Genomic DNA, 24,917 nt, shown 5'->3' on the forward strand with positions numbered 1-24,917 from the left:
CTTTATATTATAATCTTTGAAAAAACTTATCTCCCGCATTAAATAGCGTTTAAATTTTAATAGCTCATAATAATTCTTTAATATCAGTGAGTATTTGATCAGAACTTGGACGTGAAGCATTAGCTTTTAATAACTTCCCGTCTTTCCCAAATAAAAGAAAATGTGGAATACTTTCTATTTTATATCTCTTTATAAGAAGCTTATAATCACTTGAATTTAATAACAAATTAACTCCTTCAATTTTATGTCTTGAGATTGCAGCTTTCCAATTTTTCACCTTGCTTTTACAAGCCAAGTAAACAAAAACAACTTCATCAGAATTTAAATTCTTTTTCAACATTTTGGCATAAGGCATCTCCCCCATACATGGACCACACCAAGGAGCCCAAAAATCAACATAAATAACTTTTCCTTTATTACTTTGAACAACAGAATCTAGTACTGTGAACTCATTCGTTTTGACATTTATATTTTCGAGTGATAATTCCGCCTTAGATTCATTAAAATGAGATTTAAATCCTTTTAGAATATAATCATCTTGAATTAAATTAACGACCTCCTTATATATACAATCTCCTAGTTCTGGAAATGAATTGAAATAATCTAAAGCAAAATATTGCAGACATAAATCTCTCGTAATACCGACAGTTTCCTGAGCTATATATGAAATTTGATTTTTAATGTATGAGGGTTTAACTTCCGCATTTTTCCAATCCTTACGCATTTCTAAATAATTCTGTCTTTCTAAGATATTCTTATGGTTTAGGTATGAAACTAATCCATGAATATAATCCAATCTACCTCGAGTGAAATAGTTCGTATTAAAATCATCCTCTCTCTCCAAGAATGAATAATAAGATTCAGGCAAGTCCAAAACATTTATTCGGTCACCATTCATAAACGGTTGCAAATAAGAATAAGACAATAAATCTTCGAAGCATTTATATTTAAGTTCCGAACGGAGGATACTATAGAATAATGAATTCGCATTATTTTCACTACCAAAGCGATCAATCGCTTTAAAAGCCTTCTCCTCCCACTTTTCAATGAAGGATTTAAATTCTGATGCTGATTTTAATTTTGCTTGATCATTAACTAAACGACTGTGTTTACGATTATATATTGAATCAGATGCCCACCTGCTAAATTCAATTACTTTTTCATAATCATCAGCCATTCTACCTGAAATTTGAATTTCATTTTTATTTAGGACATATCTTTTAGTCTTGTCAAAACAAGCTTGTCCATCAATACTTAAAAATAAACTGTCACCAGGACTAACTACAAAAGAAAACCATTTATTATAAATGCCAGAACACATTGCAGGACTTACAATTTCTGTTTCATAATGAAAATAGCCTAATGAGTCAATATCAACAGGTTCAAAAGGAGTGTTCAAAGCAAACAAATCTGGAACTATAAATTCTATGAATTTCATTTGTTCTTTAGAATTGTAATTCTCAATCTGTCCAACAATAATAATTTTATCACTTTTTAAATCCGAATTAGATTCGCATGCAAATAAGCTCACAAGAAAAAAGAGATAAATACTTAATTGTAGATTATGCTTCATAAACTTCTTAATATTGATAAAATCAAAACAAACATAAACAAATCGTTTTGTAAATACAATGGTGGGTTAATTAAATATATTTACAAAAAAATCCTAACCATAAAGGTTAGAATTTTCAAATATCTATTAGAGAGCTACTCTATCTTCCCCAATCAGAAGTTTTTACTTTTTCAATCAAATATTTGACATTCTCAACAGGGATATTAGGTAGTAAACCATGTCCTAAGTTAAAAATCCATTTGTGATCTTTACGACCATAATTTAAGTAGTATTCAAATTCCTGATCAATCGCATTCTTGTCGGCAAGTAATGTTCTAGGATCAAAGTTTCCTTGAATAATCATATCCTCACCTACAATTTTACGAACCTCGTGCAATGGTGTTTGCCAATCGACACTTATGCAATCACACAAATCGTAATTCACCATATTAAGACCTAAACCTAATCCCTTAGGTAAATAAATAGTCTTCACTCCTTTTGCACGAACCGCACCAAGAATAGCTTTTACCGAAGGTAAGAAAACCTCTTTGTACAATTCATTAGGAATTAAACCAGCATGTGTTTCGAATAACTGGAAAGCTTGTACACCATGCTCCACTTGCTTAAGTGCATAATGAATACTCATCTCCGTAATACGAGTCACCAACTTTTTCATAGTTGCCTTATCGCGATAGATGGCAGGAACAAAGTCAGGAAAATTTAAGTTCTGACTAAAGCCTTGAAACATATAACACAATGTCGTTAATGGTCCGCCACAGAATCCAATTAAAGGAATTTCTGATGGTTTTGTTGCCAAAATCACATCTATAGCCTTATAAATATGCTCCAATCGCTCAGGCATATCCGTTAGAAAATTCAATGGATCTTCCACATCCTTAAGCGCCGTTTTAAAAGTTGGCCCTTTTCCTTCGAAACTCAACTGCATACCTAAAGCTTCAGGTATAACAAGAATATCGGAAAATAAAATAGCCGCATCAACGCCTAAATCACGAATAGGAAGCAAAGTAACTTCAGCTGCTAGCTTAGGTTCTTCCATCATATGTTTAAAACCATGACTTTCGCGCAGTTTCATATACGAAGGCAAAACACGTCCGGCTTGGCGCATAAACCAAACTGGTGGACGCTCACGCTTAATGCCGTTTATAGTATCTAAAAAAATGGAATTTGTCATCTTCATAGTTATCGGTTATCAGAAGCTATCAGTTGTCAAAATTTAATCGCTAAACACAGCGGGCAATTGAAAACCAATAACAGAAAACTTATTTTTTATTTAAAATCTCAGCCACTTCTTTTGCATGGTAAGTGATGATAATATCAGCACCGGCACGTTTAATCGATGTCATAATTTCCATCATAACACGATTTCCATCAATCCAATCTCTTTCTTGAGCCGCTTTTACCATAGAAAATTCACCACTTACATTGTATGCAGCAACTGGCACATTAAATTCATGTTTTGCACGATAGACGACATCAAGGTAACTTAAAGCTGGTTTCACCATTACAATATCTGCACCTTCGGCAATATCCATTTCAATTTCTCGAAGTGCTTCATCACCATTACGTGGATCCATTTGATACGTACTTCTATTACCAAACTTAGGAGCTGAATCAGCTGCATCTCTAAATGGTCCGTAAAAACCAGAAGCATATTTTGCAGAGTAAGCCATAATAGGCATTTTCTCAAAACAGTTATCATCCAAAGCAGCACGCATATAGCCAATACGACCATCCATCATATCACTAGGCGCTACCATATCAACACCAGCTTTAGCTAAGGAAACTGCCTGAGCTGCAAGTGTTACCAATGTACTATCGTTATCTACATCGCCATCGACGATAGTTCCACAATGTCCGTGAGTTGTGTACTCGCAATTACAAACATCAGCAATGATAAACATTTCTGGTAAATCAGCTTTAATCGCACGAGTCGCATCTTGAACAATACTATGTTCGTGAGTAGCAACTGTTCCATCCTCGTCTTTATGCTCAGGAATACCAAAAAGCATAATTGATTTTACACCAGCAGCATACAATTCTTTGCATTTTTCTACCAATAAATCAATCGATAACTGATCGTTACCTGGCATCGACTTAATTGGATTTTTCACTTTTTCGCCTGGGCAAACAAAAAGTGGCATAATTAAATCATCAGCAGAAAGCGATGTTTCTGCAACCATATCACGCACAACTTTGCTGTAACGAAGTCTTCTTAAACGTGTTTGAGGAAATAATGGACGTAAACTCATTTTATATAGTTTTTATAATTCATATATGATTTATCTGGGCTCTTAAAAGAGAACAAATCTTATTTTTTCTTACTGATAAAAATTAATATCTTTTTCTTTACAGATAGCTTTCATTTTTTGTGCTAATTCCATTGATTTAGATATCGATTCTTCAATAGTCACTTCTAGACTCTCCACAATAAAATCGCCTGTTTGCACATCACCAACAATAGCAATCATATTTAAGTACTTACCATCAACCACAGCATGTGCTGCTAAAGGAAACTTACAACCACCTTCAATCTCAGCCATAAAAGCTCGCTCTGCTAATACGGCTTGTTCTGTAGCTTTATGATTTATTTTTTTAACAATGTCAATACATTCCAAATCGTTAACACGCGTTTCAATAGCAAGGGCACCTTGTCCAATAGCTGGAATACATAGATCTACATCTAAAAGCATCTCTTCGTCGAAGTTTTTATCCATACGGTTCATACCCGCAGCAGCTAAAACAATCGCGTCGTATTCGCCATCGTGTAATTTTTGTATACGAGAATCGATATTTCCACGAATCTCCTTAAAATTGATATCTGGTCTAATATCGGCCAACTGTACTTTGCGGCGTGGTGAGCCTGTTCCCAATACAAAACCTTGAGGCATATCGTCAATAGAAAGACCATCGCGAGTTAAAAAAACGTCACGCGAATCCTCACGCTCAGGATAAGAAACTAATTTCAAACCTTCTGGATTAAAACTAGGCACATCTTTCAAACTATGTACCGCAATATCGGCCTCCCCTTCTAAAAGTGCATGTTCTAACTCTTTCACAAACAAGCCTGTTCCTCCAAACGAAGTTAATGAACGATTTAATACGCGATCTCCTTGCGTACTAAACTTTTTTACTTCAAATTCGATATCTGGATTAGCCTTTTGTAGAAGTTCTACAGTTTGTAAAGTTTGTATATATGCCAAAAGGCTTGGGCGAGTTGCAACAATTATTTTTTTCTTAAGGGACATAGTCAAACTTGTAGTTTTAAGCATATTAAACGACACAAATCTCGTTTAATTAATGCTAATGATTGAATTAAGAACTCTGATTTTATTAAAAAACAAAGTCTAATATTTCATTCATCTAATTTGCAAAAAAAAAGCCATACAAACGTATTTATACAGCTCAATATTTTAACAAAACTAGATGCTATTTAGTTTCTGGTTCATGAAAAATCATATTCAATGTTTCCATTGGAGTCGATTGTGTCTGATGATGACCTTTAAGGTGATTAATACATGCTCTAGCAATCTTATTCATCAAGTTTGAAGTAATCTTCTCAACACGTTTTAATTCTTCAGGACTCATTTTTGAACGATGATAATCTAATTCTTTATCTCTAATTTTATTCAAATCTTCCTTTAGAGCCATAATCACTGGTGACAAGAAAGTGACTTCTAACCAAGCATAAAATTCTCGAATAGAATCATCAATAATTTCTTCGGCTTGTGGAACACAATTTAAACGTTGATGCATTGTTTCAGAAGTATGTTTTGAAAGTTCATCAACAGAAACCACCGTAACATTTTCCAAGGAATCAACAGCAAGATCAACATTACGAGGCACCGATAAATCAAGAACTAATTTGCATTTTTTTGTGTTTTCAAAATGCTCCTTCATTAAAGTTGAGTGTGGTGCTCCAGTCGCTACAATAATAACTTCAGCCTTCTCAACTTCCTCAGTTAAGTGAGTCATTGAGCAATAATTAATATCAAATTTATTAGCCAAAGCTTCCGCTTTTTCCACACTTCGGTTCACTAAAGTAAGTGAACGATTTGCCATATGTTTCACCAAATTGCTACAGGTATCTTTTCCAATATCTCCCGTACCAAAAAGCAAATAATTTGTTGATTCTAAATCATCAACCTTATCTTTAATATACTGAACAGCAGCATGAGAAACAGAAGCAGCACCACGACTTAATTCTGTTTCATTCTTAATCTTTTTACTTGCTTTAAATACAAATGAAAAAAGTCGGTTAAGGAAAGAATTAATCAGCTGATAATTTTCAGATAATTGATATGCATTTTTAACCTGACCAACAATCTGAAAATCCCCAACAATCTGAGAATCGATTCCAGAACAAACTTCATATATGTGTTTTATACACTCACTTCCCTGAATCGTATAGCCATTGCAACGAAAATCTTCTTCACTCCCTTTGCAATAATTTAAAAATAAGTTTATAACAAGATCCATGTCTGAACTATGAGCATAGATTTCAGTTCTATTACAGGTTGATAAAACAATCAAACCTTCAACTCCCTGATCTTTAGCGTCTCGAAGCAAAGCTTCTTGATCCATCTGAGTTAATGAAAATTGCCCTCTTACATCCAATGCTGTTTTACGATATGAAACACCTAAAACAAAAAACTTCTGTAAATTTTCTCTTACTTGCGATGACATAAATTAATCTAATTTTGAGTTCTTCGCCAATATAAATAGCACTAATTAGGCCTGAGACATTACAAAACATATAATTTATCACCGAAAAATTATTGTAAAATGGTCTCACAATTGCCCATTCAGAAAACATAGAAATCAATTAAAATCTTTAATAATTTCTATTCCTAAACTATATATTCTATTAACTTTATTTTAACGAAAATATTTTTATCCAACAGTTTATCTAATTCCCCAAAAGATATTCACTAAGGATTATGCATGTCCTTATTAAAGTAATCAAGAATCGTATTAATCATCTCAATTTTCACGTTTGCTTTTTTATGATTTGGTTCTAAATCGCTAACCTTAATATAAAAACTCAAAGCTTTAGCCAAATCTCCCAATTGGTGATAAATCTCACCTATCATGAAATTAGCTTCAACATGATTTGGCTCCATTTCAACAACCGTTTGATAGTCACTAATTGCTAACTGGAACTCTTCAGCTTCGAACTGTAGCTTAGCTTTTAATAAAGTATCTTGAATTTTGTCCATATTATCTTTATAAATAGACTGTAAATCTAGTCATTTCAAGCATTTTTGCCATAAATAAAGACAACAAAATCGTTTTTTATTTTATCTATATTTTCAAATAAGCTTTAACACATTAGCAACGACATATTTCAATCATGAAAAAATTCAAGATTGACTGAAGCTTTAATTAATCAAAATAAAAATCAAGTAATTTAACAGCTTGACCATAATATTTATCGCCAAAGAGATTAAGGTGATTAAGAACATGATAAAGCATGTAGATGTTCTGACGATAATCGTAACCCTCGGGCAACGGATAAGTTCGCTGATAGCTAGAATAAAAACTCGCATCGAAACCTCCAAAGAGTCTTGTCATAGCCAACTCCGCTTCTCTATGTCCATAATATACTGCAGGATCGAATACACAAGGTTGAGAGTGTGAGTCGCACAAAAAGTTACCTGCCCATAAATCACCATGCAGTAAAGCTGGTTTTTCTTCACTCCCTTCAAGAATTTCTTCAATTCGGTTCTCCAATAGAATGAAACCTTTCTTTAATTCTGGTCCAACTAAACCTTTCGATTCAGCTAGTTTGTATTGATAGAGTAAACGTTTATTATAAAAGAAATCGCACCAATTTTCGGCTTCAAATTTATTGCAAACATTAATTTGAGGCGTACTTCCAATATAATTATCTTGAGGGAATCCAAAACGAAGTGCACCATACTGATGCATTCGTGCCAATTGACGACCAAAGTTTGAAAAAAAATCAGGCGATTGCCATCCTATATGTATTTCCTCTAAAAGTAAGCAATCCTGATCTACATAAAGAACTTCAGGAACACGAATAGCCTTAGCTTTCCTAAGTTCATGCAATCCTTTTGCTTCTTTTTCAAAAACATCAACGGCACAATTTCCCGTTTTCAGAAAGCAAGTGTTCCCCTTTTCGAAAGTGAGTAAATCTACTTTAGAAATACCATCATCACCTCCTTTTGTTTTAGTTGACAACACTTTTTGTCCTGCCCAATCTTCTAGTTTAGATATAATCGTTCTATATTTTTCCATTCAAATGATTTAGTAAACCATCACAAGCATCTTCAAGAAGGTCTAACACCAACTCAAAGCCTTCTTCTCCACCATAGTAAGGATCGGGAACTGTTGTGTAATGTTTATAATTAGAACAATAATCTGTCATCTTTACAATCTTATTTAAGTCCGCTTCATGCCTGGCTTGAGATTGTAGATCTGCAATATTCTGATCATCCATACCAATAATCAAGTCAAACTTATCAAAGTCAGTCTTATATCTAAATTGCCGAGAAATACTAGTGAGATCGTATGATCGACGTGCAGCATGTAATCGCATTCTACTGTCAGCACTATTACCTTCATGATTACCAATAATTCCTGCTGAGTCACAAATAAATTTAGATGATAAATTTGCCTTTTTGATAACAGCATTCATAACTGCCTCTGCACTTGGTGAGCGACAAATATTACCTAAACAAACAAATAATAAAGTTTTAGTTTTTTTAGTATCCATAGGCGTATTCAATTCTTGATTCATTACGTTAATTCTACTAAGTTGCCCATTTTAAAAGGATGGATTGTAAGATCAACCGGTGAAAAAATCAAAAATATTACCTAACTGGCTTGTGCTTCCTTTATAAAGTTCAGTGTATTTACAACGCGTACATGTAACAGTCGTAAACTTTTTATTTTGCACATCGAATATCTTAGCAAAAGCACCTCCCGTTGCACGAAATTCATCGGTTTCATAAGTCATATTTCCGCACTTAGGGCAGATATATTTAGATTTATTCATTTGTCGTCATTTTTATTAGAAACATAAATATACTAAAATATATGAATATGAAGCCTAATAGTCTAAATAGAAAATGGTCGACACTAATAGTGTCGACCATTTAAATTTTGTTCTTATATAAAAACTAAACGCTTTGTTTCTTGAAGGAATTATAAGCTAAATATGCACCTAATAACACAAAGGGAATACTTAATAATTGTCCCATATTCAATGACATGCCTTCTTCAAAGGCTTCTTGATTCTCCTTGATAAACTCAATAAAGAAACGAGCCGTAAAAATCAACATAAAGAAGACGCCTATCAAACGTCCTGAAAATTCTTTAGCATTCGTTTTCCAATACATAAACATAAGAATTCCAAAACTAGCTAAGTAGCAAAAAGCTTCGTATAACTGTGCAGGATGACGTACTGTTAATGGATCAACAATACTTGCTCTCACAAACTGAACGCCCCATGGTAAATCGGTTTGAGTTCCAATAATTTCTGAATTCATAAAATTACCTGTACGAATAAAGAATCCTGCTAAAGCAACAGGAATAGCTACCCGATCGAGCACCCATAGCATTGACTTTTTGCTCACTTTTTTCGAATAATAATAAAGAGCTACAAGTATTCCTATAGTTGCACCATGAGATGCTAAACCGCCATGCCAAATTTTTATAATTTCCCATGGATGCTGAGAATAGAAATCCCAACCATAAAAAAACACATGACCTAAACGTGCTCCAATAACAGTCGCAATTAGGGTATACATGAATAATTTCTCAAGCCATTCTAAAGGAATTCCTTCCTTTTTGAACATTTTCTCAACAAGATAATAGCCCAATAAAAATCCAAGAGCAAACAGTAAACCATACCATCGAACAGAAATGGCTCCATTATACCCCCATAAATTAATTGGAATATTAAAAATCTCAGGATCTACATCCCAAAGAATAGATAGTAACATATTCTTTAAATATTAAATTTGATCAGAGAATTGAGTTATGATCTAACTCAATTCTCAAAAACTCCTTAAGCCTGCAATCCTTTACCGTGACAATGTTTAAATTTCTTACCACTACCACAAGGACAAAGTTCGTTACGACCTACTTTTTGAACATTACGAACAGGCTCAGCTTTTTTAGGTTCTTCTCTTCCTTTGCTATTTAAATCATCTTTCGACGTTTTTAATCCTTTTAAATCTGTACGACGACGTTCTTTTGCTTCCTGAATACCATCTGGCATTTGCAAAGGAATATGACCTTTCATAAGCGTTCCAACAACTGATTTATTAGTTGTCTCGATCATTCCTTTAAATAAGTTAAAAGACTCAAACTTGTAAATCAATAAAGGATCTTTCTGCTCGTACGATGCATTCTGAACAGACTGCTTTAAATCATCCATCTCACGAAGATGTTCTTTCCAAGAATCATCAATTGTAGCAAGAATAGCAACCTTTTCGTAAGCACGAACCAATTCTTGAGCTTCTGTTTCGTAAGCTTTCTTCAAATTTGTTACAACCTGAAAGTTCTTGGTTCCATCAGAAATAGGTACAACAATATTCTCGTACATTTCTGATTTTGTTTCATAAACATCTTTAATAACAGGATAAGCTTGCTTGCTTATTGTTTCAACCTTACGTTTATGAGCATTTAATACAAATTCATGTAATTTATTTGTAAGATCTTCTGGCTTCTCTTTCATGAATTCTTCCTGAGTAATAGGAGATTCAATTGAAAGCACTCTAATTAATTCCAATTTAAAATCTTCGAAATCACCACCGTAATACTCTTCGACCAAAGCTTCACTGACATCAAATATCATATTGGCAATATCAACTTGAATACGCTCACCAAATAAAGCATGACGACGACGCTTGTAGATTACCTCACGCTGAGAATTCATTACATCATCGTACTCAAGCAAACGCTTACGAATACCGAAGTTATTCTCTTCAACTTTCTTTTGAGCTCTTTCAATAGATTTAGAAATCATTGAATGCTGAATCACTTCACCATCCTCAATACCCATTCTATCCATCAACTTCACAATACGATCAGAGCTAAACAAACGCATCAAATCGTCTTCAAGAGAAACAAAGAATTGAGAAGAACCTACATCTCCCTGACGACCAGCACGACCACGTAACTGACGGTCAACACGACGAGAATCGTGACGTTCTGTACCAATAATCGCTAGACCACCAGCAGCTTTCACCTCATCAGTCAACTTAATATCAGTACCACGACCGGCCATATTGGTAGCAATGGTAACCGTTCCTTTATAACCTGCTTCAGCAACAATATCTGCCTCACGCTGGTGTAATTTTGCATTCAGTACATTATGCTTAATACCTCTTAATTTAAGCATTCGGCTTAAAAGTTCCGAAATTTCAACTGAAGTTGTACCAACTAGAACCGGACGGCCTAATTTTACAAGTTCACCAATTTCATCGATAACAGCATTGTACTTTTCACGTTTTGTTTTATAAACTAAATCTTCTCTATCGTCACGAGTAATAGGACGATTTGTTGGAATGACAACAACATCTAATTTATAGATATCCCATAATTCACCTGCTTCAGTCTCCGCTGTACCTGTCATACCCGAAAGTTTGTGGTACATTCTAAAATAATTCTGAAGTGTAATTGTAGCAAAAGTCTGTGTTGCAGCCTCAACTTTAACATTTTCCTTTGCCTCAATAGCTTGGTGTAATCCATCAGAGTAACGACGACCTTCCATAATACGACCCGTCTGCTCATCTACAATTTTCACCTTACCATCCATAAGAACATACTCAACATCCTTTTCGAAAAGCGAATATGCTTTTAATAATTGATTTACAGTATGTACACGTTCCGATTTAACAGAATAGCTTTGGATCATTTCATCCTTAGTCTTCAATTTTTCCTCTTCAGACATATCAGATTTCTCAATCTCAGCAACTTCGGATCCAATATCTGGAAGAATAAAGAACGCAGAGTCATCGCTATCCTCAGTAATCAAATCGATACCAATATCTGTTAACTCAATTGAATTTTGTTTTTCATCAATAACATAATATAAATCATCAGTAATGATGTGCATATTTTTGTTATTTTCCTGCATGTAGAAGTTCTCTGTCTTCAACAATAAAGCCTTATTTCCATGCACACTTAAAAACTTAATAAGTGGCTTCATTTTAGGCATTCCTTTGAAAGTTCTAAGCAACAACTTAGCTCCTTCTTCAAGATCTTTTTTATCCTCACTCTTCAACAAACGCTTAGCGTCTGTAAACATTTTCATTACCAGTTCGGTTTGAGCTTTAGCTAACCTCTGAACCTTAGGTTTTAACTCATCGTATAATTGAAACTCCCCACGTGGAATTGGACCAGAAATAATCAATGGCGTACGAGCATCATCAACTAATACAGAATCGACCTCATCAACAATTGAATAGTTATGACGACGCTGAACCAAATCCTTAGGATTGGTTGCCATATTATCACGCAAATAATCGAAACCAAATTCATTATTCGTTCCAAATGTAATGTCACAAGCATAAGCTTTACGTCGTCCATCAGAGTTTGGTGTATGCTTATCGATACAGTCTACTGATAAACCATGGAATTGATAAAGTGGTCCCATCCACTCCGAGTCACGTTTTGCTAAATAGTCATTCACCGTAATAAGGTGAACACCACGACCAGTTAATGCATTCAAGAATACAGGAAGTGTTGCTACAAGTGTTTTACCCTCACCAGTTGCCATCTCGGCAATTTTACCTTGATGAAGAACAATACCACCAATAAGCTGCACATCGTAGTGAATCATATTCCATACAACCTGAGTTCCACCTGCGTCCCAAGAATTGAACCAAACAGCTTTATCACCTTCAATTTGAACAAAATCTGAACGAGCTGCCAAATCACGATCAAATTGAGTTGCTGTCACTTCTATTTCTTCATTTTCAGTAAAACGACGAGCTGTCTCTTTTACGATACAAAAAGCAACAGGTAAAATTTGATCTAAAACTTCTTCAATTTTATCATCGATCGTTTTTTCAATCTCATCGATTTTATCATAGGTTTCCTCTTTCTGATTTACCAAGAGTTCTCCTGATTCTATTTTATCTTTTAAAGCTTGAATTTCATCCTTTTCAGGCTTGATATAATCCTGAATCTTATCTTTCAACAATTGAGATTCAGCACGAAGACCATTGATGTCTAATGCTTTAATTCTACCGTATTCCTTCTTAATAAGCCCCAAATATGGAGTCAACTCCTTAAGGTCTCTATCTGCTTTATTACCAAATAGTTTACCTAATGTTTTATTTACAAAACCCATTATATAATTGTCTGTTTATTTTTAAAAAGAAGCAGTTGTATTCATAATCAAAATCCATTGATTCAAGAATTACCAACTACAATTAATAGCATACTATAACCTAATTCAAAATATGAACGAAATAGAATAGTATTTTAATCTTAAAATTTAAGATAAGCCTGGAGCACGTATGCTATTAGATCCGGTAAGAAAGACTGTTTTATATTGAAAGTTAAAAGCAGGAATTGCTTCTACAATTTCATTACAAGGCGGTTCATATAAAAGAACAGCATCTGTATTTAAATAAGGAAATTTAGGTAATTTCTTAATCAACGGCAAAGGCAATGATTTAGCCGTATAGATTTCAGAAAGTTCCGATTTATTTTGAGCTGGAACAAGTATGGGTACATAGCAATCTTCAAAATTGTCAGAATGATCGGCATACCAAGCAGCAAAACGTTGCACATCATCAACCAGATCCTCATAATCTACATTAGGAACGGCCGATGCACAAGCTGTAAGCACCGAAAAAACGACAATAAGATACCTGTTCATATCCATAGGAATCAAAAGTAATTAATTTTCTTGAAATGTCTAAGACTTACACAAGGACTTTATGAAAGAACAAGATTTTTTCAGATCAAAATATTTTAATTCTTTAGCAAAAAATAAGCTTGCTAGAATTAACTAACAAGCTTTTAAATATATTAATCGAATCAATTAAGCTTTTGTTGTATCAACAAAGACTCTTGATTTGAATTCTTTATCCATCATATAAAGACCGTTACCTTTACAACCAATCATTTTTAATTGATCAATAATCTCAGTAACACCAGCTTCTTCTTCTACTTGCTCGTCGACAAACCACTGCAAGAAATTAACTGTTGCGTGATCTTTAACTTCAATAGCAACATTCACACACTCATTTATTAAGCCTGTAACTTCCTCTTCGTGCTTTAATGTGTCTTCAAAAATATTTAAAATATCACTCCACTCAGAAGGTACTTCTGCAATAGGTTGAAGAATAACTCTTCCGCCACGCTCATTTATGAAATCTATCATTTTCATTGCATGAGAAGTTTCTTCCTCAAATTGAACTTTCATCCAATTTGCGAATCCTGACATACCATTATCATTAAGATAAGTAGCCATTGACAAGTAAAAATATGCAGACCAAAATTCAGCATTAATTTGCTTGTTCAAGATTTCCTCTACATTTTTATTTAAAGCCATAATAAAATTTTTAGTGTTTTATATTGATTTTTCTGATTCAAAATTAATTTCCGTTTATAATTTAGACTATAAATTTATATAATTCAAATCTAAATTATAAACAAAAAATCAGTTAATCATTAAATAAACTATTAAAGATCGGCAAAGAAATCATTTCCTTTATCATCAACGATAATAAAAGCAGGGAAATTCTCAACACGAATCTTACGAACAGCTTCCATTCCTAATTCAGGAAAATCAATTACTTCGATAGACTTAATGCTATTTTTTGCCAAAACAGCTGCAGGTCCACCAATCGATCCTAAATAAAATCCACCATTTTCTTTACAAGCATCAGTTACACACTGATAACGATTACCCTTAGCAACCATCACCATAGAACCACCAACTTTTTGGAATGGATCAACATAAGGATCCATACGACCAGCTGTAGTAGGACCGAAACTTCCAGAAGGCATTCCTTTTGGTGTTTTTGCAGGACCAGCATAGTATACAGGGTGATTTTTGAAATACTCAGGCATTTCTTTTCCTTCATCCAACATTTGTTGAATTCTTGCATGAGCCATATCACGAGCTACAATTAAAGTTCCGTTTAAGCTTAAACGCGTTTTAATTGGGTATTTAGATAATTCCTTACGAATATCTTCCATTGGTTGATCTAAATTGATTTCAACCGCATCCTTCAAGTGTGGAGCTTCTTTTGGAAGATATTTAAATGGTTCTTTTTCTAATTGTTCCAAGAAAATACCATCTTCATTAATTTTTGCTTTGATATTTCTATCAGCTGAACAACTTACACCTAATCCCACAGGACAAGAAGCTGCATGACGAGGCAAACGAATTACCTTAACATCGTGTACGAAATATTTACCACCAAACTGAGCTCCAATTTCGCTATCTTGACAGATTTTTACAATTTTTTCTTCCCACTCTAGATCTCTAAAAGCTTGACCACCTTCGTTACCTTCGTTAGGTAGATTATCGTAATAACCTGCTGATGCTTTTTTCACAGTAGCTAAATTCGCTTCGGCAGAAGTTCCACCTATAACAACTGCTAAATGATAAGGAGGACAAGCAGAAGTACCTAAATCACGAATTTTTTTGGTTATAAAAGCAGTTAAGTTCTTTTCATTTAAAAGAGCCTTTGTTTCTTGGTATAAGAAAGTCTTGTTTGCTGATCCACCACCTTTGGTTACAAACAAAAATTCGTAAGCATTACCTGGAGTAGCATAAATATCAATTTGAGCAGGTAAGTTAGTACCACTGTTCTTTTCTTCGAACATTGAAAAAGGTACAACCTGAGAAAAACGCAAATTACGCTCTTGGTAAGTATCGTAAACACCCTTTGATAAATGCTTAGCATCATCTACACCAGTGTAAACACCCTCACCTTTTTTAGCAACAACAATAGCTGTTCCTGTATCCTGACAAGTAGGTAGTTCACCTTCTGCAGCAACAACTTGATTCAAAAGCATAGTATGAGCAACGAATCTATCGTTATCAGAAGCCTCTGGATCTTGAAGAATTGCTTTCAATTTATTTAAGTGAGCTGGACGTAAATAAAAAGAAACATCAGAAAAAGCTTGCTTAGAAAGCATTTCTAATCCCTTAGGATCTACTTTAATAATTTTTCTTCCATCTACATCAATTGTCGATACATAATCGGTAGTCAACAAACGGTATTCTGTTGTATCCTTTGATATAGGAAATGGTTTTTGGTAATTAAAATCAGACATCTTTATAACTTTAAATTTTGAATAGTCTAGTTTATTTAATTCTGTAATAAAACAGACACACAAATTTAAACAATAAAACATGTAGTGTCGATTACAAAAGCGTGTATTCTACAACATATCGACACATTAAATATTTTCGGTCATCCACTTAAGAGATGCATCAAAAGTCGAAAATGGTTTGGCATTTAGTTTTGAACTCACATTATTAGCAATAATAACCAAAACAACCTGCTTAGGGGTATCTGTTATTGCAGCCAATTTATAAGTATATAATTCTGGGTGTAATTTTAAAAATGAGGAAACACGCTTAAAAACACTTAAATTAATATCAAATGTAACTCCTCTTAAGTCACTTATAATACCAATCGTATTTTCAGAAAGCATTTCATTTTTCATGATTTCTTCAAAAGAAGCTACCACATCATTTAAACACGCATTCTCAGTAAATTTTCTACAGAGAATTCTTTTATCTAAAACGTCTACATATGAATACTCAACATTCATTCTAAAAAAAAATTAATAGTCGCCAAATACATTCATAAAAGTAGACTTTTCCATATAAATCTTAATTTTGAAAACATCTCAATTTTCAAAAAAAGTTTCTATTCGAATTCAATCGATAATATCTTCTGTCATCCATTTAACAGATGCTTCGAAAGTAGAAAAAGGTTTAATTTTAAGATTTGAACTTATCTTACCTGCAATTGTGACTAGAACAACATGCTTGGGCGAATCGGTTACAGCCGCAAATTTATATTTATACATTACAGGATTCTCTTTTAAGAATCCAGTGATTTTTTTAAAAACCTTCACATTTATCTCAATTCTAACACCTCTTAGATCAGTAAGAACACCAAGCGTATTGCCAAAGAGCATCTCTTTTTCAATAATTTCCTTAAGCGAATCAATCACCTCATCAATAGACACTTCACCTTTGAATTCTCTTAGTAGAATTCGACTACCTTGACAATCGATATAGGAATATTTAACACTCATACCTAGCTTGTTGGTTACAAAGAAACAATGATATTCATTAATTTGTTTTAAAACAAATTAATGAATAATCGTAATTAAACCACTTAAAAACCTAATGCGTCTAATACCTTTTCATTTAAATAACGATTCTTACCAATATAAGGGTAACAATGAATATGAATAGCTGGATTAAAATTCATTTCAATGATTGAATAGTTTTTGTCCGTTGCTGGTGCTTTCACATCTAAAATCATCATATCCAAACCTGTAATTTTCACATCGAGAGCTTTTGTGGCTTTTACTGCAATATCTTTGTACGATTGGTGGATATCATCGGTAAAATCGATACTATCACCACCAGTACTAATGTTCGAATTCTCGCGTAAGTATACTATTTCATCTAGTTCGGGAATATTTTCAAAGGTCAGGTTTTGATCAGCTAAAAACATGGTTTCAGCCTCTCCCATACTAATTTTCTCTAGCGGAGTAACATAACCTTTACCACGCAAGGGATCAAGGTTTTTCTTTTCAACCAATTCTCGAATAGTCAATTTACCATCGCCTTTTACATTAGCTGGAACACGATGTAGAATTCCAACAACCTTATCTCCCATTACAAAGAATCGAAACTCTCTACCCGAAACAAAATCTTCAATCAGGATACTGTTATCGTGTTCAAATGCGATCTCTACAGCTCGCTGATAAACCTCTTCCTTATTATTTTCCTTAAGAATACTAATACCTAAACCAAAATTGGTTGACTTCGGCTTAATAACAATCGCTTTACCTTGGAAAAGTTCAAAATCGGACAATGCTTTTTCCTTGAATACATAATTCATTCCTCCAGGAACACAAATTCCGAATTCATCTAGAACCGTTTTGGTCACCAACTTATTCTCCATCATTAAAACAGAGCTGTAATTATCTAATGAGGTTCGTGTCGCCTGCATCACATACTCTACCTTATCGCCTTGTTTTAATCTTACAAAATTTTCATTCTGATCGAGAATATCAAACTCAACACCACGACGTAAGGCTGCTTTTAATAAAAGCTGAGTTGAAAGTTCCAATTTTTCAAAACCATGAAAACGAAAACTACTAAGCTTACTTTCAAACTGGTATTTCTCGGCTTGCTTCATATGAAAAGTTATGAAGCCCGTTTTCATTATATCTTCTCTTAATTTTAAAGATGTATGAACCACAGAACCATCCATAATCGATTGACAATGTTTCATTGCAGAAATATATTCTTCTTTATTAGCTAAATCAGCAAGCTTCATAAAATTCTGAATATCAACATAAATTTCCTGACCAAAATCTTGGGCTAGAATATCTTCACCTTCAAAATTTGACAATTTTAAATCAGATTTCAAACCATAACAGGCAACTAGATCTTGATTATTGGCAGCAATTTCTTGTTGTTTTTTATCATAAACATCTGGCTCATTTTTAAACAAACAATGCAAGAGAAATAAATGAACTAGATGTAATCTATTTTTTGAGATGCCTGCTTTTTCATAAGGATCCAAATCCAATAGGCGAACCTCTACATGAGAAATGCGTTCATTTGCATCAAACTTTAATCGAATGGGTAAATAAAGTTCTTCGTGCCCAACCAATTTACCATCTGCCACCAAGTTTGAAATAGACTGATTAAAGGCATCTAAACTATTGAAATCGACATAATATTCTTCCTCATTTCTGTAACCACCCGAACTGGTGCGAATAGAAACAGCGTTTCCGCAGATCACTTGTTTCTTCTCTCCTGTTTTAAGGTTTTTCATTTTAAATGAAGGGTCAGATACAGGACTCGATCCAAAAAGCCATACCAAAAACCAACGATAGCGCATAAAATTACGTATCATCTTTAAATATAAAGCTTCTCTAAATTGCTCTGTTTTTCCATCAGGACAACAGATCTTAATCAACTTTCTTTCTAAACGATCTGATAAAGAAAAATTATAATGAATACCCGTCAACATTTGTCTTTCGCGACCATATCGTTTAGCCAAAATTTCACGATACTTTTCCTTACTAACACCACTACCACCAAATTGAGCAATAGGAATATCTTCCTCATCGGGCAATAAAGGAGGTAATGATTGAGGCCATAATAATTCATCTCCAATATTTTGAGTTACCACATCGTGAAGCGTCTCAAGAAAACCATGCACCTTATCAATACTATCAAGAGGAGGTGTAATCATCTCGACTTGAGATTCAGAAAAATCAGTAGTTATATAAGGATGTTTAAACTTATCGCCTAAAATACCAGGATGCGGTGTAGTCGCCATGTGGCCACTTTTATCCACACGAACATTTTCTTTTTCTATACCGAATAGACCGTCGCAAATACTACTACGAATACTTTTATTCTCTAGTAATTCGAATAGCTTATTATGAATAGTTTTCATTTATTTATTTTTAATCGTCAGTATTCTATTTCTAAAATGATAGAGAATAAGAATGTTATCTATCATTCAATGGTCGTTTATTAAAACTAAGAGGTTCGTTTCCTTCTAAAAACAAACACCTCTTCAAAGTGTAAATTATTCTTCCTAAAATAAGCTTTTAAAATGAAAAATAACAAAACACCTTTCATAATACTCGTTGCACTTATACTCCACCATACGCCATTTAAGCCAAGAAAAGTACAAAAGCCTAATACATAAGCTAAAGGTATGCGCATACTGGTGAAAATTACACTTACAATTGCAGGTACTGATGTTTTACCAACACCATGAAAATTAGCAGCAACAATCATCTCCATACACATAAAGAGTTGAGAGAAAGCTAATATATTTAGGTAATTTTTTCCCATCAAGATACTTTCTTTCTCAGGAACAAATATTGAAAATAAGGTTTCGGGAATAAGAAAAAACATGAGAGTAGTCATCACTCCAACACCAAATGCCATTTGCCAAGCGGCACGAAAAACCTTAGGAATTTGATCCATATCCTTAGCTCCATAATGTTTTCCCACAGTAATTGTTACAGCCTGCATTAAACCACCAACAACCATAAAAGTAAACGCTTCGATTTGAACGCCAATTTTTTGTACAGCAATGGCAGTTGGTCCCCATGATGCAATAATACGAGCCATTACAATATAAATTAACGAAAACGAGATACGCTGAATAGCCGCAGGAAAACCAACTTGAACAATTGACTTAATTTTATCGAAATGTGGAAAATAGCCTTTTAACCTAATAATGGAACCTCGTTTGAAAACTAAAATAAAATAAGTTAGTGTCATCGCACGACCAATAATGGTTGCATAAGCAGCACCCTCAACACCTAAATCTAAAAGGAAAATAAAAATTGGATCTAGTATAATATTAAGGGAGGTTCCAATCAGACTTGCCTTAAGAGATATTTTGGTTTTACCCTGAGCGTTAAATATCGAGATGAAAAATAAGGTTGTGAAATTCAGCACACCTCCAGCGGCTGCAATAATCAAATAAGAAATAGCCATCTCATTAACATGAGCATCCTTCATTTCGAAGAAACCAATAAATTCATCTGGCCAAGCCAATAGTATGGTCGTGAATACAAGAGACAGAAAGGCAATACCCCAAAATCCCGTAATCGCAAATCGACCTGCTGAACTCAAATCTTTAGCACCTATTGAGTGTGCTATTTTAACATTGACACCTACCGTAATAACGGAAGCAAGAGCCCAACCTATATTAATAAAAAAGCCTGCTGATCCGACCGCTGCAACTGCGTTACTTCCCAGTTCGCCTACCCAAATCATATCGGTTAAGTTATAGGCCGTATGTAAAAGATGAGCACCAATTATGGGCAGTGCCAATTTGAATAGATCACTTCCAACTTTAGACAGACTTAATTGTTTTTGAATTTTACTTATTAATTTTCTTATCATTCGGTTTTTGCCCTCTTCGGTCAGAAAAAATCTTTAAATAGCTTTACAATGCTAATTTTACACAAATGTATCTAATGCGAACTGATTGCCCAAATTCAATATCTTTTTAACAAATCATTAATTTCAATCAAAAACCCCATTAACCATACGATAGATTCTATTTCTATATCCTAATAAAACACCTGTAAATGACCATTCACACATCATCCAATCAAGACTAAATTTAGAAACTCAAAAAACATAATCGTGTCAATCTATTTTTTAGTAAATTCGTAACTGAACAAGACTCTCTTTTCTATCATAAATTTAAGCAACTAAAAATGCTACAACAACTTCTAGAAGAACAATTTGGCTTTAAATATTTCGGCAAAGGCCAAAAAGAAGTGATTACAAAAATTACCAATAGAGAATCAGCTATTGCCATTTTCCCTACCGGATCGGGCAAATCTTTGTGTTATCAGCTACCAGCTTTAACGCTACCAAACCTAACTTTAGTTGTATCTCCTCTACTCGCTTTAATACAAGACCAGCTTGATTTTCTACGTTCTAAAAATATTTCTGCTGTTCGTATCGATTCTAGTCTTTCGAGAGAAGAGGAAGTTGAAGTAATGAAAGGCATTAAAGAAAATAAGCATAAGGTTTTGATGATATCGGTTGAGCGATTTAAAAACGAACGCTTTCGCCGATTCTTAAAAGAGATACCTATCTCGTTACTTGTTGTTGACGAGGCGCACTGTATTTCGGAATGGGGACATAATTTTCGTCCTGATTATTTGAAGCTACCTGCCTATCAAAAGGAGTTTAATATTGAGCAAAGCCTTTTGTTAACGGCTACCGCAACGCCCAGAGTTATTGAGGATATGTGTAAAAAATTCAATATTGGGAAAGAAAATGTTACGGTTACGGGATTTTATCGTTCCAATCTAAATTTGCAAGTTCTTCCCGTAAAGCAAACTGATAAGAATCAAATATTAGTTGATTTACTTTCAAGCAAGAAAGAAGATGCGAGCATTATATACGTCACACTACAAAAAACAGCAGAAAATGTCGCTAAGTATTTAAGCAAAAAAGGTGTTACAGCAACAGCCTACCATGCAGGTTTAAAAACTGAGACGAGAGAAAGCATTCAGAATAGTTTCATGAAAAGTGAAATTAACTGCGTGGTAGCAACGATTGCCTTTGGAATGGGAATTGATAAAAGTAATATTCGTAATGTGATTCATTACGATTTGCCAAAATCTATAGAAAACTATTCTCAAGAAATAGGTCGTGCAGGTAGAGATAATCAGCCAGCGAACTGTATCGTTCTAGCCAACCGAGATAATGTGAACATACTCGAGAACTTTGTATATGGTGATACGCCAGAATACGAAGGCATCAAGAAATTACTTGAGATTATTCAGTCAGCTGGAGAAATTTGGGATGTTAGATTAATCAAAATTCCTGCACTTTGTAATATTCGCATGTTACCCATAAAAACCTTATTGGTTTATCTTGAGATAATGGGAATTCTCAAGCCTCTCAACTCCTACTATGCAACCTACCGATTTACGCTTAATGTTGATGACAAAACCATTATTAACAAATTTAAAGGTGAACGAAAAGAATTCATTCAAGAGGTATTCGATACTTGTAATAAGGCCAGAAAATGGTGGACTGTAGATTTCGATAATATCAAAGAAAATCCGAAGCTCGATCGTCAACGCATAATAGCAGCTCTAGAATATTTTAGCGAACAAGGTTGGCTTATATTAGAAGCATCTCAAATGGCAGATGTGTTCTCAATAAAAGAGACTAAGTTCGACGTAGAAAAGTTAGCCAAAGAGCTTTTCGATAATTTTAAATTAAAGGAAGGTGCAGAAGTTAAACGAATAGAGAACATGATTGCTTTGTTTGAATCGAACACCTGTTTAAGCACAAAACTAGCAGCCTATTTTGGTGAAAAATTACCCATTGACAATTGTGGACATTGCTCTGTTTGTTCTTCGGGTGCGGTTAAAATTGCTCAAACAGATTCTCTACCAAGCATAGAAAATTTCAATTTTGAAGAACTGACTCAAAAACTCATTGATAGCTTGAAGGGAAATGAAAGTCCTGAATTAATCACCAAATTCTTATGCGGAATTTACACACCAAAATTCACAACCATTAAAGCTAAAAGCATGCCTGGTTTTGGTAAACTTGAACGATATCGTTATCAGGATATTCTCAATTGGGTTAAGGAAAGTCTATAAAAGTCTAAGAGTCACAAAAGTCAAAAAGTCAACTTAACGAATCAACGACTTTTCGACCATTTAGGCATTTTAGACTTTATCTACAAATTCATTTTTTGCTTTAAGTTGCTTCGATAGGAACGACCTACAGGCAACTCTTTGTCTCGGAGATAAACTGTGTTTCCAGATATGGACTCAATTTTTGCTATGGGAACGATGAACTGGCGGTGTATTCGAATGAATCTGTCTGCTGGAAGCATGTTGACCAAATGCGCAAGCGTTTCACGACTCACAAGTTTTCCGCCTTCGTATCGACAGATAGCATAATCACCAAAGCTCTCGAAATAATCGATTTTATCTAAAGCTAAACGCACTACTTTTTTATCAACTTTCAAATTAATAACTTCTTCTGCAACTGATTTTGCAACTATTGGTTCAGCTTGTGCATCTTCCCTATCGTGATAACGATTTATAGCACGCGCCATTCGTTCTAAAGAAATTGGTTTCATTAGGTAATCAACCACATCTAAATCGAATGCTTCGACCGCATAATTTCTATAAGCCGTTGTGAAAATAAGAGCTGGTGCTTTCGTTAAAGACTTTAAAAACTGCAAACCATTCATTTGAGGCATGTCAATATCTGAAAAAATTAAGTCAACCTCATTCTCTCTGAGAAAACTCATAGCCGATAGTGCAGAATTAAAACGCCCCACAACTTCCATTTCGGGGAAATTCTCCAAATGCCTTTCAATTATACGAATGGCAATAGGTTCATCATCGAGCAATAGGCATTTTATTTTTTGCATATCTCTTTATTTAAAATCATTAGTCTCAATTCCACTTCAAAAAAACCTTTATCTTTTTTAATGTTTAAATCGAACTTATCGGGATAAATTAATTTAAGACGTTTTCTAAGATTTTCTAAACCAATTCCACCATGGCGATTTGATTCCTCAATTTCGTTAATTGGATTTTTAATTCTAAAACAAAAATCTTCCTCCAAATCAAGGGTCATTGAAATCGTACTCACCACATCATCCTTTCTATCCGTGTACTTAAAAGCATTTTCTACCAAAGGCAACAGTAATAAAGGAGATATCTGCTCATGCATTAACTTGCCTGCTTCTAAATCGATATCCAGATTTATAGCATCGCCGAAACGAACTTTCTGAATAGCAGCGTAATTTTCAACCAATTCAAGCTCCTTATAGATAGGTACAAATTCGCTACTGCAACCATAAAGCGTATAATCCAGAATTTCGGACAAGAGCATAATCATTCGAGGTGTCTCTTCCGATTTCTCAAGACTTAAACCATATATACTATTCAATGAATTAAATAAGAAATGAGGATTAATCTGAGCTTTTAATAAACTCAACTCGGCTTCCTTTAATCGCAATTCTGTTTCAACCCTAATTTTATCTTGCTGCTCTCTTAAGCGTTGTTCCTTTAAAATTCGCTGAAGCTGACGATAAGCAACCCCAACAAGAATAATAAAAAACAAACCCACTTGCAGAGAACGCACATCAATGGTAGCTGGATCTATCCCTTCAAGTGAACAATTCCATACTAAAACAAGAAGCCCTGTTACAATCAGGGTTTCAATACTAAGAGATAAACACAACAAGTAAAACAGATACAACCAAAACCTGAAATAACGCTTTGTTAATAAATATCGAGGTATTAAAAAATCGTTTAAAACACGAGTACAAGCATAAGCTAGTGGGACAAAACAAAGGCAGAATATAAAAGCACTGTAATAGTCTTGGCTATACAATCTGAAAAAGATATAAATAAAAAATAAAGCCATAGACCATGTCAGAACTGATAATACAGATCTCCTCCAGTCTCCAAAAACTATTGTAATTAAATTTGATATTTTCTTCATACTAGTACGAAAATAGATATTTTAGTCTGAAGCTAAAACCTTTTACTTATGATATACGACAAATAAACCAAATTATAAGCTCAACGACAAATCAGCATCATTACTCGA

At 34.0% G+C, this 24,917-nt stretch carries 21 protein-coding genes; 1 reads left to right on the forward strand and 20 read right to left on the reverse strand.

Annotated features, from left to right (window positions below; genetic code table 11):
• Positions 1-64 precede the first annotated feature (64 nt).
• The 18 genes from EMN46_RS11700 to EMN46_RS11785 form a co-directional block, all read right to left on the reverse strand.
• Complete coding sequence (locus tag EMN46_RS11700) at positions 65-1,573, reverse strand: TlpA disulfide reductase family protein (protein ID WP_154200997.1); 1,509 nt, start codon at positions 1,571-1,573, stop codon at positions 65-67.
• A gap of 139 nt (positions 1,574-1,712) precedes the next feature.
• Positions 1,713-2,744, reverse strand: a complete 1,032-nt coding sequence (gene hemE / locus EMN46_RS11705) for a uroporphyrinogen decarboxylase (RefSeq protein WP_154200998.1) — start codon at positions 2,742-2,744, stop codon at positions 1,713-1,715.
• Positions 2,745-2,832: 88 nt separating this feature from the next.
• On the reverse strand, positions 2,833-3,822 hold the full coding sequence (gene hemB, locus EMN46_RS11710) for a porphobilinogen synthase (RefSeq protein WP_154200999.1): 990 nt from the start codon (positions 3,820-3,822) through the stop codon (positions 2,833-2,835).
• Between the two features lie 69 nt (positions 3,823-3,891).
• The gene (gene hemC, locus EMN46_RS11715; protein ID WP_195715253.1) at positions 3,892-4,818 is read right to left on the reverse strand and encodes a hydroxymethylbilane synthase; all 927 of its coding nucleotides are present in this window, start codon (positions 4,816-4,818) and stop codon (positions 3,892-3,894) included.
• A gap of 181 nt (positions 4,819-4,999) precedes the next feature.
• Entirely contained in the window at positions 5,000-6,256 is a 1,257-nt protein-coding gene (hemA, locus tag EMN46_RS11720; protein WP_154201001.1) for a glutamyl-tRNA reductase, read from the reverse strand.
• A gap of 245 nt (positions 6,257-6,501) precedes the next feature.
• Positions 6,502-6,789, reverse strand: a complete 288-nt coding sequence (locus EMN46_RS11725) for a M48 family metallopeptidase (RefSeq protein WP_154201002.1) — start codon at positions 6,787-6,789, stop codon at positions 6,502-6,504.
• 166 nt (positions 6,790-6,955) lie between these two features.
• Positions 6,956-7,831 (reverse strand): fructosamine kinase family protein, encoded by an 876-nt coding sequence (locus EMN46_RS11730; RefSeq protein WP_154201003.1) that lies wholly within the window; start codon positions 7,829-7,831, stop codon positions 6,956-6,958.
• Positions 7,818-8,333, reverse strand: a complete 516-nt coding sequence (locus EMN46_RS11735; RefSeq protein WP_229130349.1) for a low molecular weight protein-tyrosine-phosphatase — start codon at positions 8,331-8,333, stop codon at positions 7,818-7,820. Before EMN46_RS11735 ends, EMN46_RS11730 begins: the two co-directional genes overlap by 14 nt.
• A gap of 48 nt (positions 8,334-8,381) precedes the next feature.
• Entirely contained in the window at positions 8,382-8,591 is a 210-nt protein-coding gene (locus EMN46_RS11740) for a zinc ribbon domain-containing protein (RefSeq protein WP_154201004.1), read from the reverse strand.
• A 124-nt stretch (positions 8,592-8,715) separates the two neighbouring features.
• On the reverse strand, positions 8,716-9,540 hold the full coding sequence (gene lgt / locus EMN46_RS11745; RefSeq protein ID WP_154201005.1) for a prolipoprotein diacylglyceryl transferase: 825 nt from the start codon (positions 9,538-9,540) through the stop codon (positions 8,716-8,718).
• Between the two features lie 65 nt (positions 9,541-9,605).
• Positions 9,606-12,899 (reverse strand): preprotein translocase subunit SecA, encoded by a 3,294-nt coding sequence (secA, locus tag EMN46_RS11750; protein WP_154201006.1) that lies wholly within the window; start codon positions 12,897-12,899, stop codon positions 9,606-9,608.
• A 147-nt stretch (positions 12,900-13,046) separates the two neighbouring features.
• Positions 13,047-13,433, reverse strand: coding sequence for a hypothetical protein (locus EMN46_RS11755; RefSeq protein WP_154201007.1), 387 nt, complete (start codon positions 13,431-13,433; stop codon positions 13,047-13,049).
• Between the two features lie 165 nt (positions 13,434-13,598).
• Entirely contained in the window at positions 13,599-14,111 is a 513-nt protein-coding gene (locus EMN46_RS11760; protein WP_154201008.1) for a ferritin, read from the reverse strand.
• 131 nt (positions 14,112-14,242) lie between these two features.
• On the reverse strand, positions 14,243-15,847 hold the full coding sequence (locus EMN46_RS11765; RefSeq protein WP_154201009.1) for a fumarate hydratase: 1,605 nt from the start codon (positions 15,845-15,847) through the stop codon (positions 14,243-14,245).
• Positions 15,848-15,973: 126 nt separating this feature from the next.
• Positions 15,974-16,351 carry a hypothetical protein gene (locus EMN46_RS11770; RefSeq protein WP_154201010.1) on the reverse strand — a complete coding sequence of 126 codons (378 nt, stop codon included), beginning with the start codon at positions 16,349-16,351 and terminating at the stop codon, positions 15,974-15,976.
• 108 nt (positions 16,352-16,459) lie between these two features.
• Positions 16,460-16,843 (reverse strand): hypothetical protein, encoded by a 384-nt coding sequence (locus EMN46_RS11775; protein WP_154201011.1) that lies wholly within the window; start codon positions 16,841-16,843, stop codon positions 16,460-16,462.
• A gap of 83 nt (positions 16,844-16,926) precedes the next feature.
• A complete protein-coding gene (gshAB, locus tag EMN46_RS11780) occupies positions 16,927-19,236 on the reverse strand; it encodes a bifunctional glutamate--cysteine ligase GshA/glutathione synthetase GshB (protein WP_154201012.1) in 2,310 nt (769 codons plus the stop codon).
• An 86-nt stretch (positions 19,237-19,322) separates the two neighbouring features.
• A complete protein-coding gene (locus EMN46_RS11785; RefSeq protein WP_154201013.1) occupies positions 19,323-20,708 on the reverse strand; it encodes an MATE family efflux transporter in 1,386 nt (461 codons plus the stop codon).
• A 320-nt stretch (positions 20,709-21,028) separates the two neighbouring features.
• Between EMN46_RS11785 and EMN46_RS11790 the strand changes: the two genes are divergently transcribed.
• A complete protein-coding gene (locus EMN46_RS11790) occupies positions 21,029-22,942 on the forward strand; it encodes an ATP-dependent DNA helicase RecQ (RefSeq protein ID WP_154201014.1) in 1,914 nt (637 codons plus the stop codon).
• A gap of 80 nt (positions 22,943-23,022) precedes the next feature.
• Here the strand turns inward: EMN46_RS11790 and EMN46_RS11795 are convergent, their stop codons facing one another.
• Positions 23,023-23,727, reverse strand: a complete 705-nt coding sequence (locus tag EMN46_RS11795; RefSeq protein ID WP_154201015.1) for a LytTR family DNA-binding domain-containing protein — start codon at positions 23,725-23,727, stop codon at positions 23,023-23,025.
• Positions 23,715-24,809 (reverse strand): sensor histidine kinase, encoded by a 1,095-nt coding sequence (locus EMN46_RS11800; protein ID WP_154201016.1) that lies wholly within the window; start codon positions 24,807-24,809, stop codon positions 23,715-23,717. Before EMN46_RS11800 ends, EMN46_RS11795 begins: the two co-directional genes overlap by 13 nt.
• Between the last annotated feature and the right edge of the window lie 108 nt (positions 24,810-24,917).

It is taken from the genome of Ancylomarina sp. 16SWW S1-10-2, assembly GCF_009669305.1.
Taxonomy (GTDB): Bacteria; Bacteroidota; Bacteroidia; order Bacteroidales; family Marinifilaceae; genus Ancylomarina.

Bases quoted from the DNA above. Each gene is read 5' to 3' on its own strand.
- EMN46_RS11740 (WP_154201004.1), bottom strand. From the start codon at position 8,591: ATGAATAAATCTAAATATATCTGCCCTAAGTGCGGAAATATGACTTAT.
- EMN46_RS11735 (WP_229130349.1), bottom strand. From the start codon at position 8,333: ATGAATCAAGAATTGAATACGCCTATGGATACTAAAAAAACTAAAACT.
- EMN46_RS11770 (WP_154201010.1), bottom strand. From the start codon at position 16,351: ATGAATGTTGAGTATTCATATGTAGACGTTTTAGATAAAAGAATTCTC.
- EMN46_RS11760 (WP_154201008.1), bottom strand. From the start codon at position 14,111: ATGGCTTTAAATAAAAATGTAGAGGAAATCTTGAACAAGCAAATTAAT.
- EMN46_RS11790 (WP_154201014.1), top strand. From the start codon at position 21,029: ATGCTACAACAACTTCTAGAAGAACAATTTGGCTTTAAATATTTCGGC.
- EMN46_RS11755 (WP_154201007.1), bottom strand. From the start codon at position 13,433: ATGAACAGGTATCTTATTGTCGTTTTTTCGGTGCTTACAGCTTGTGCA.
- EMN46_RS11725 (WP_154201002.1), bottom strand. From the start codon at position 6,789: ATGGACAAAATTCAAGATACTTTATTAAAAGCTAAGCTACAGTTCGAA.
- EMN46_RS11795 (WP_154201015.1), bottom strand. From the start codon at position 23,727: ATGCAAAAAATAAAATGCCTATTGCTCGATGATGAACCTATTGCCATT.
- gshAB (WP_154201012.1), bottom strand. From the start codon at position 19,236: ATGAAAACTATTCATAATAAGCTATTCGAATTACTAGAGAATAAAAGT.
- lgt (WP_154201005.1), bottom strand. From the start codon at position 9,540: ATGTTACTATCTATTCTTTGGGATGTAGATCCTGAGATTTTTAATATT.
- EMN46_RS11730 (WP_154201003.1), bottom strand. From the start codon at position 7,831: ATGGAAAAATATAGAACGATTATATCTAAACTAGAAGATTGGGCAGGA.
- hemC (WP_195715253.1), bottom strand. From the start codon at position 4,818: ATGTCCCTTAAGAAAAAAATAATTGTTGCAACTCGCCCAAGCCTTTTG.
- hemB (WP_154200999.1), bottom strand. From the start codon at position 3,822: ATGAGTTTACGTCCATTATTTCCTCAAACACGTTTAAGAAGACTTCGT.
- secA (WP_154201006.1), bottom strand. From the start codon at position 12,899: ATGGGTTTTGTAAATAAAACATTAGGTAAACTATTTGGTAATAAAGCA.
- EMN46_RS11700 (WP_154200997.1), bottom strand. From the start codon at position 1,573: ATGAAGCATAATCTACAATTAAGTATTTATCTCTTTTTTCTTGTGAGC.
- hemA (WP_154201001.1), bottom strand. From the start codon at position 6,256: ATGTCATCGCAAGTAAGAGAAAATTTACAGAAGTTTTTTGTTTTAGGT.
- EMN46_RS11775 (WP_154201011.1), bottom strand. From the start codon at position 16,843: ATGAGTGTTAAATATTCCTATATCGATTGTCAAGGTAGTCGAATTCTA.
- EMN46_RS11785 (WP_154201013.1), bottom strand. From the start codon at position 20,708: ATGATAAGAAAATTAATAAGTAAAATTCAAAAACAATTAAGTCTGTCT.
- EMN46_RS11800 (WP_154201016.1), bottom strand. From the start codon at position 24,809: ATGAAGAAAATATCAAATTTAATTACAATAGTTTTTGGAGACTGGAGG.
- EMN46_RS11765 (WP_154201009.1), bottom strand. From the start codon at position 15,847: ATGTCTGATTTTAATTACCAAAAACCATTTCCTATATCAAAGGATACA.
- hemE (WP_154200998.1), bottom strand. From the start codon at position 2,744: ATGACAAATTCCATTTTTTTAGATACTATAAACGGCATTAAGCGTGAG.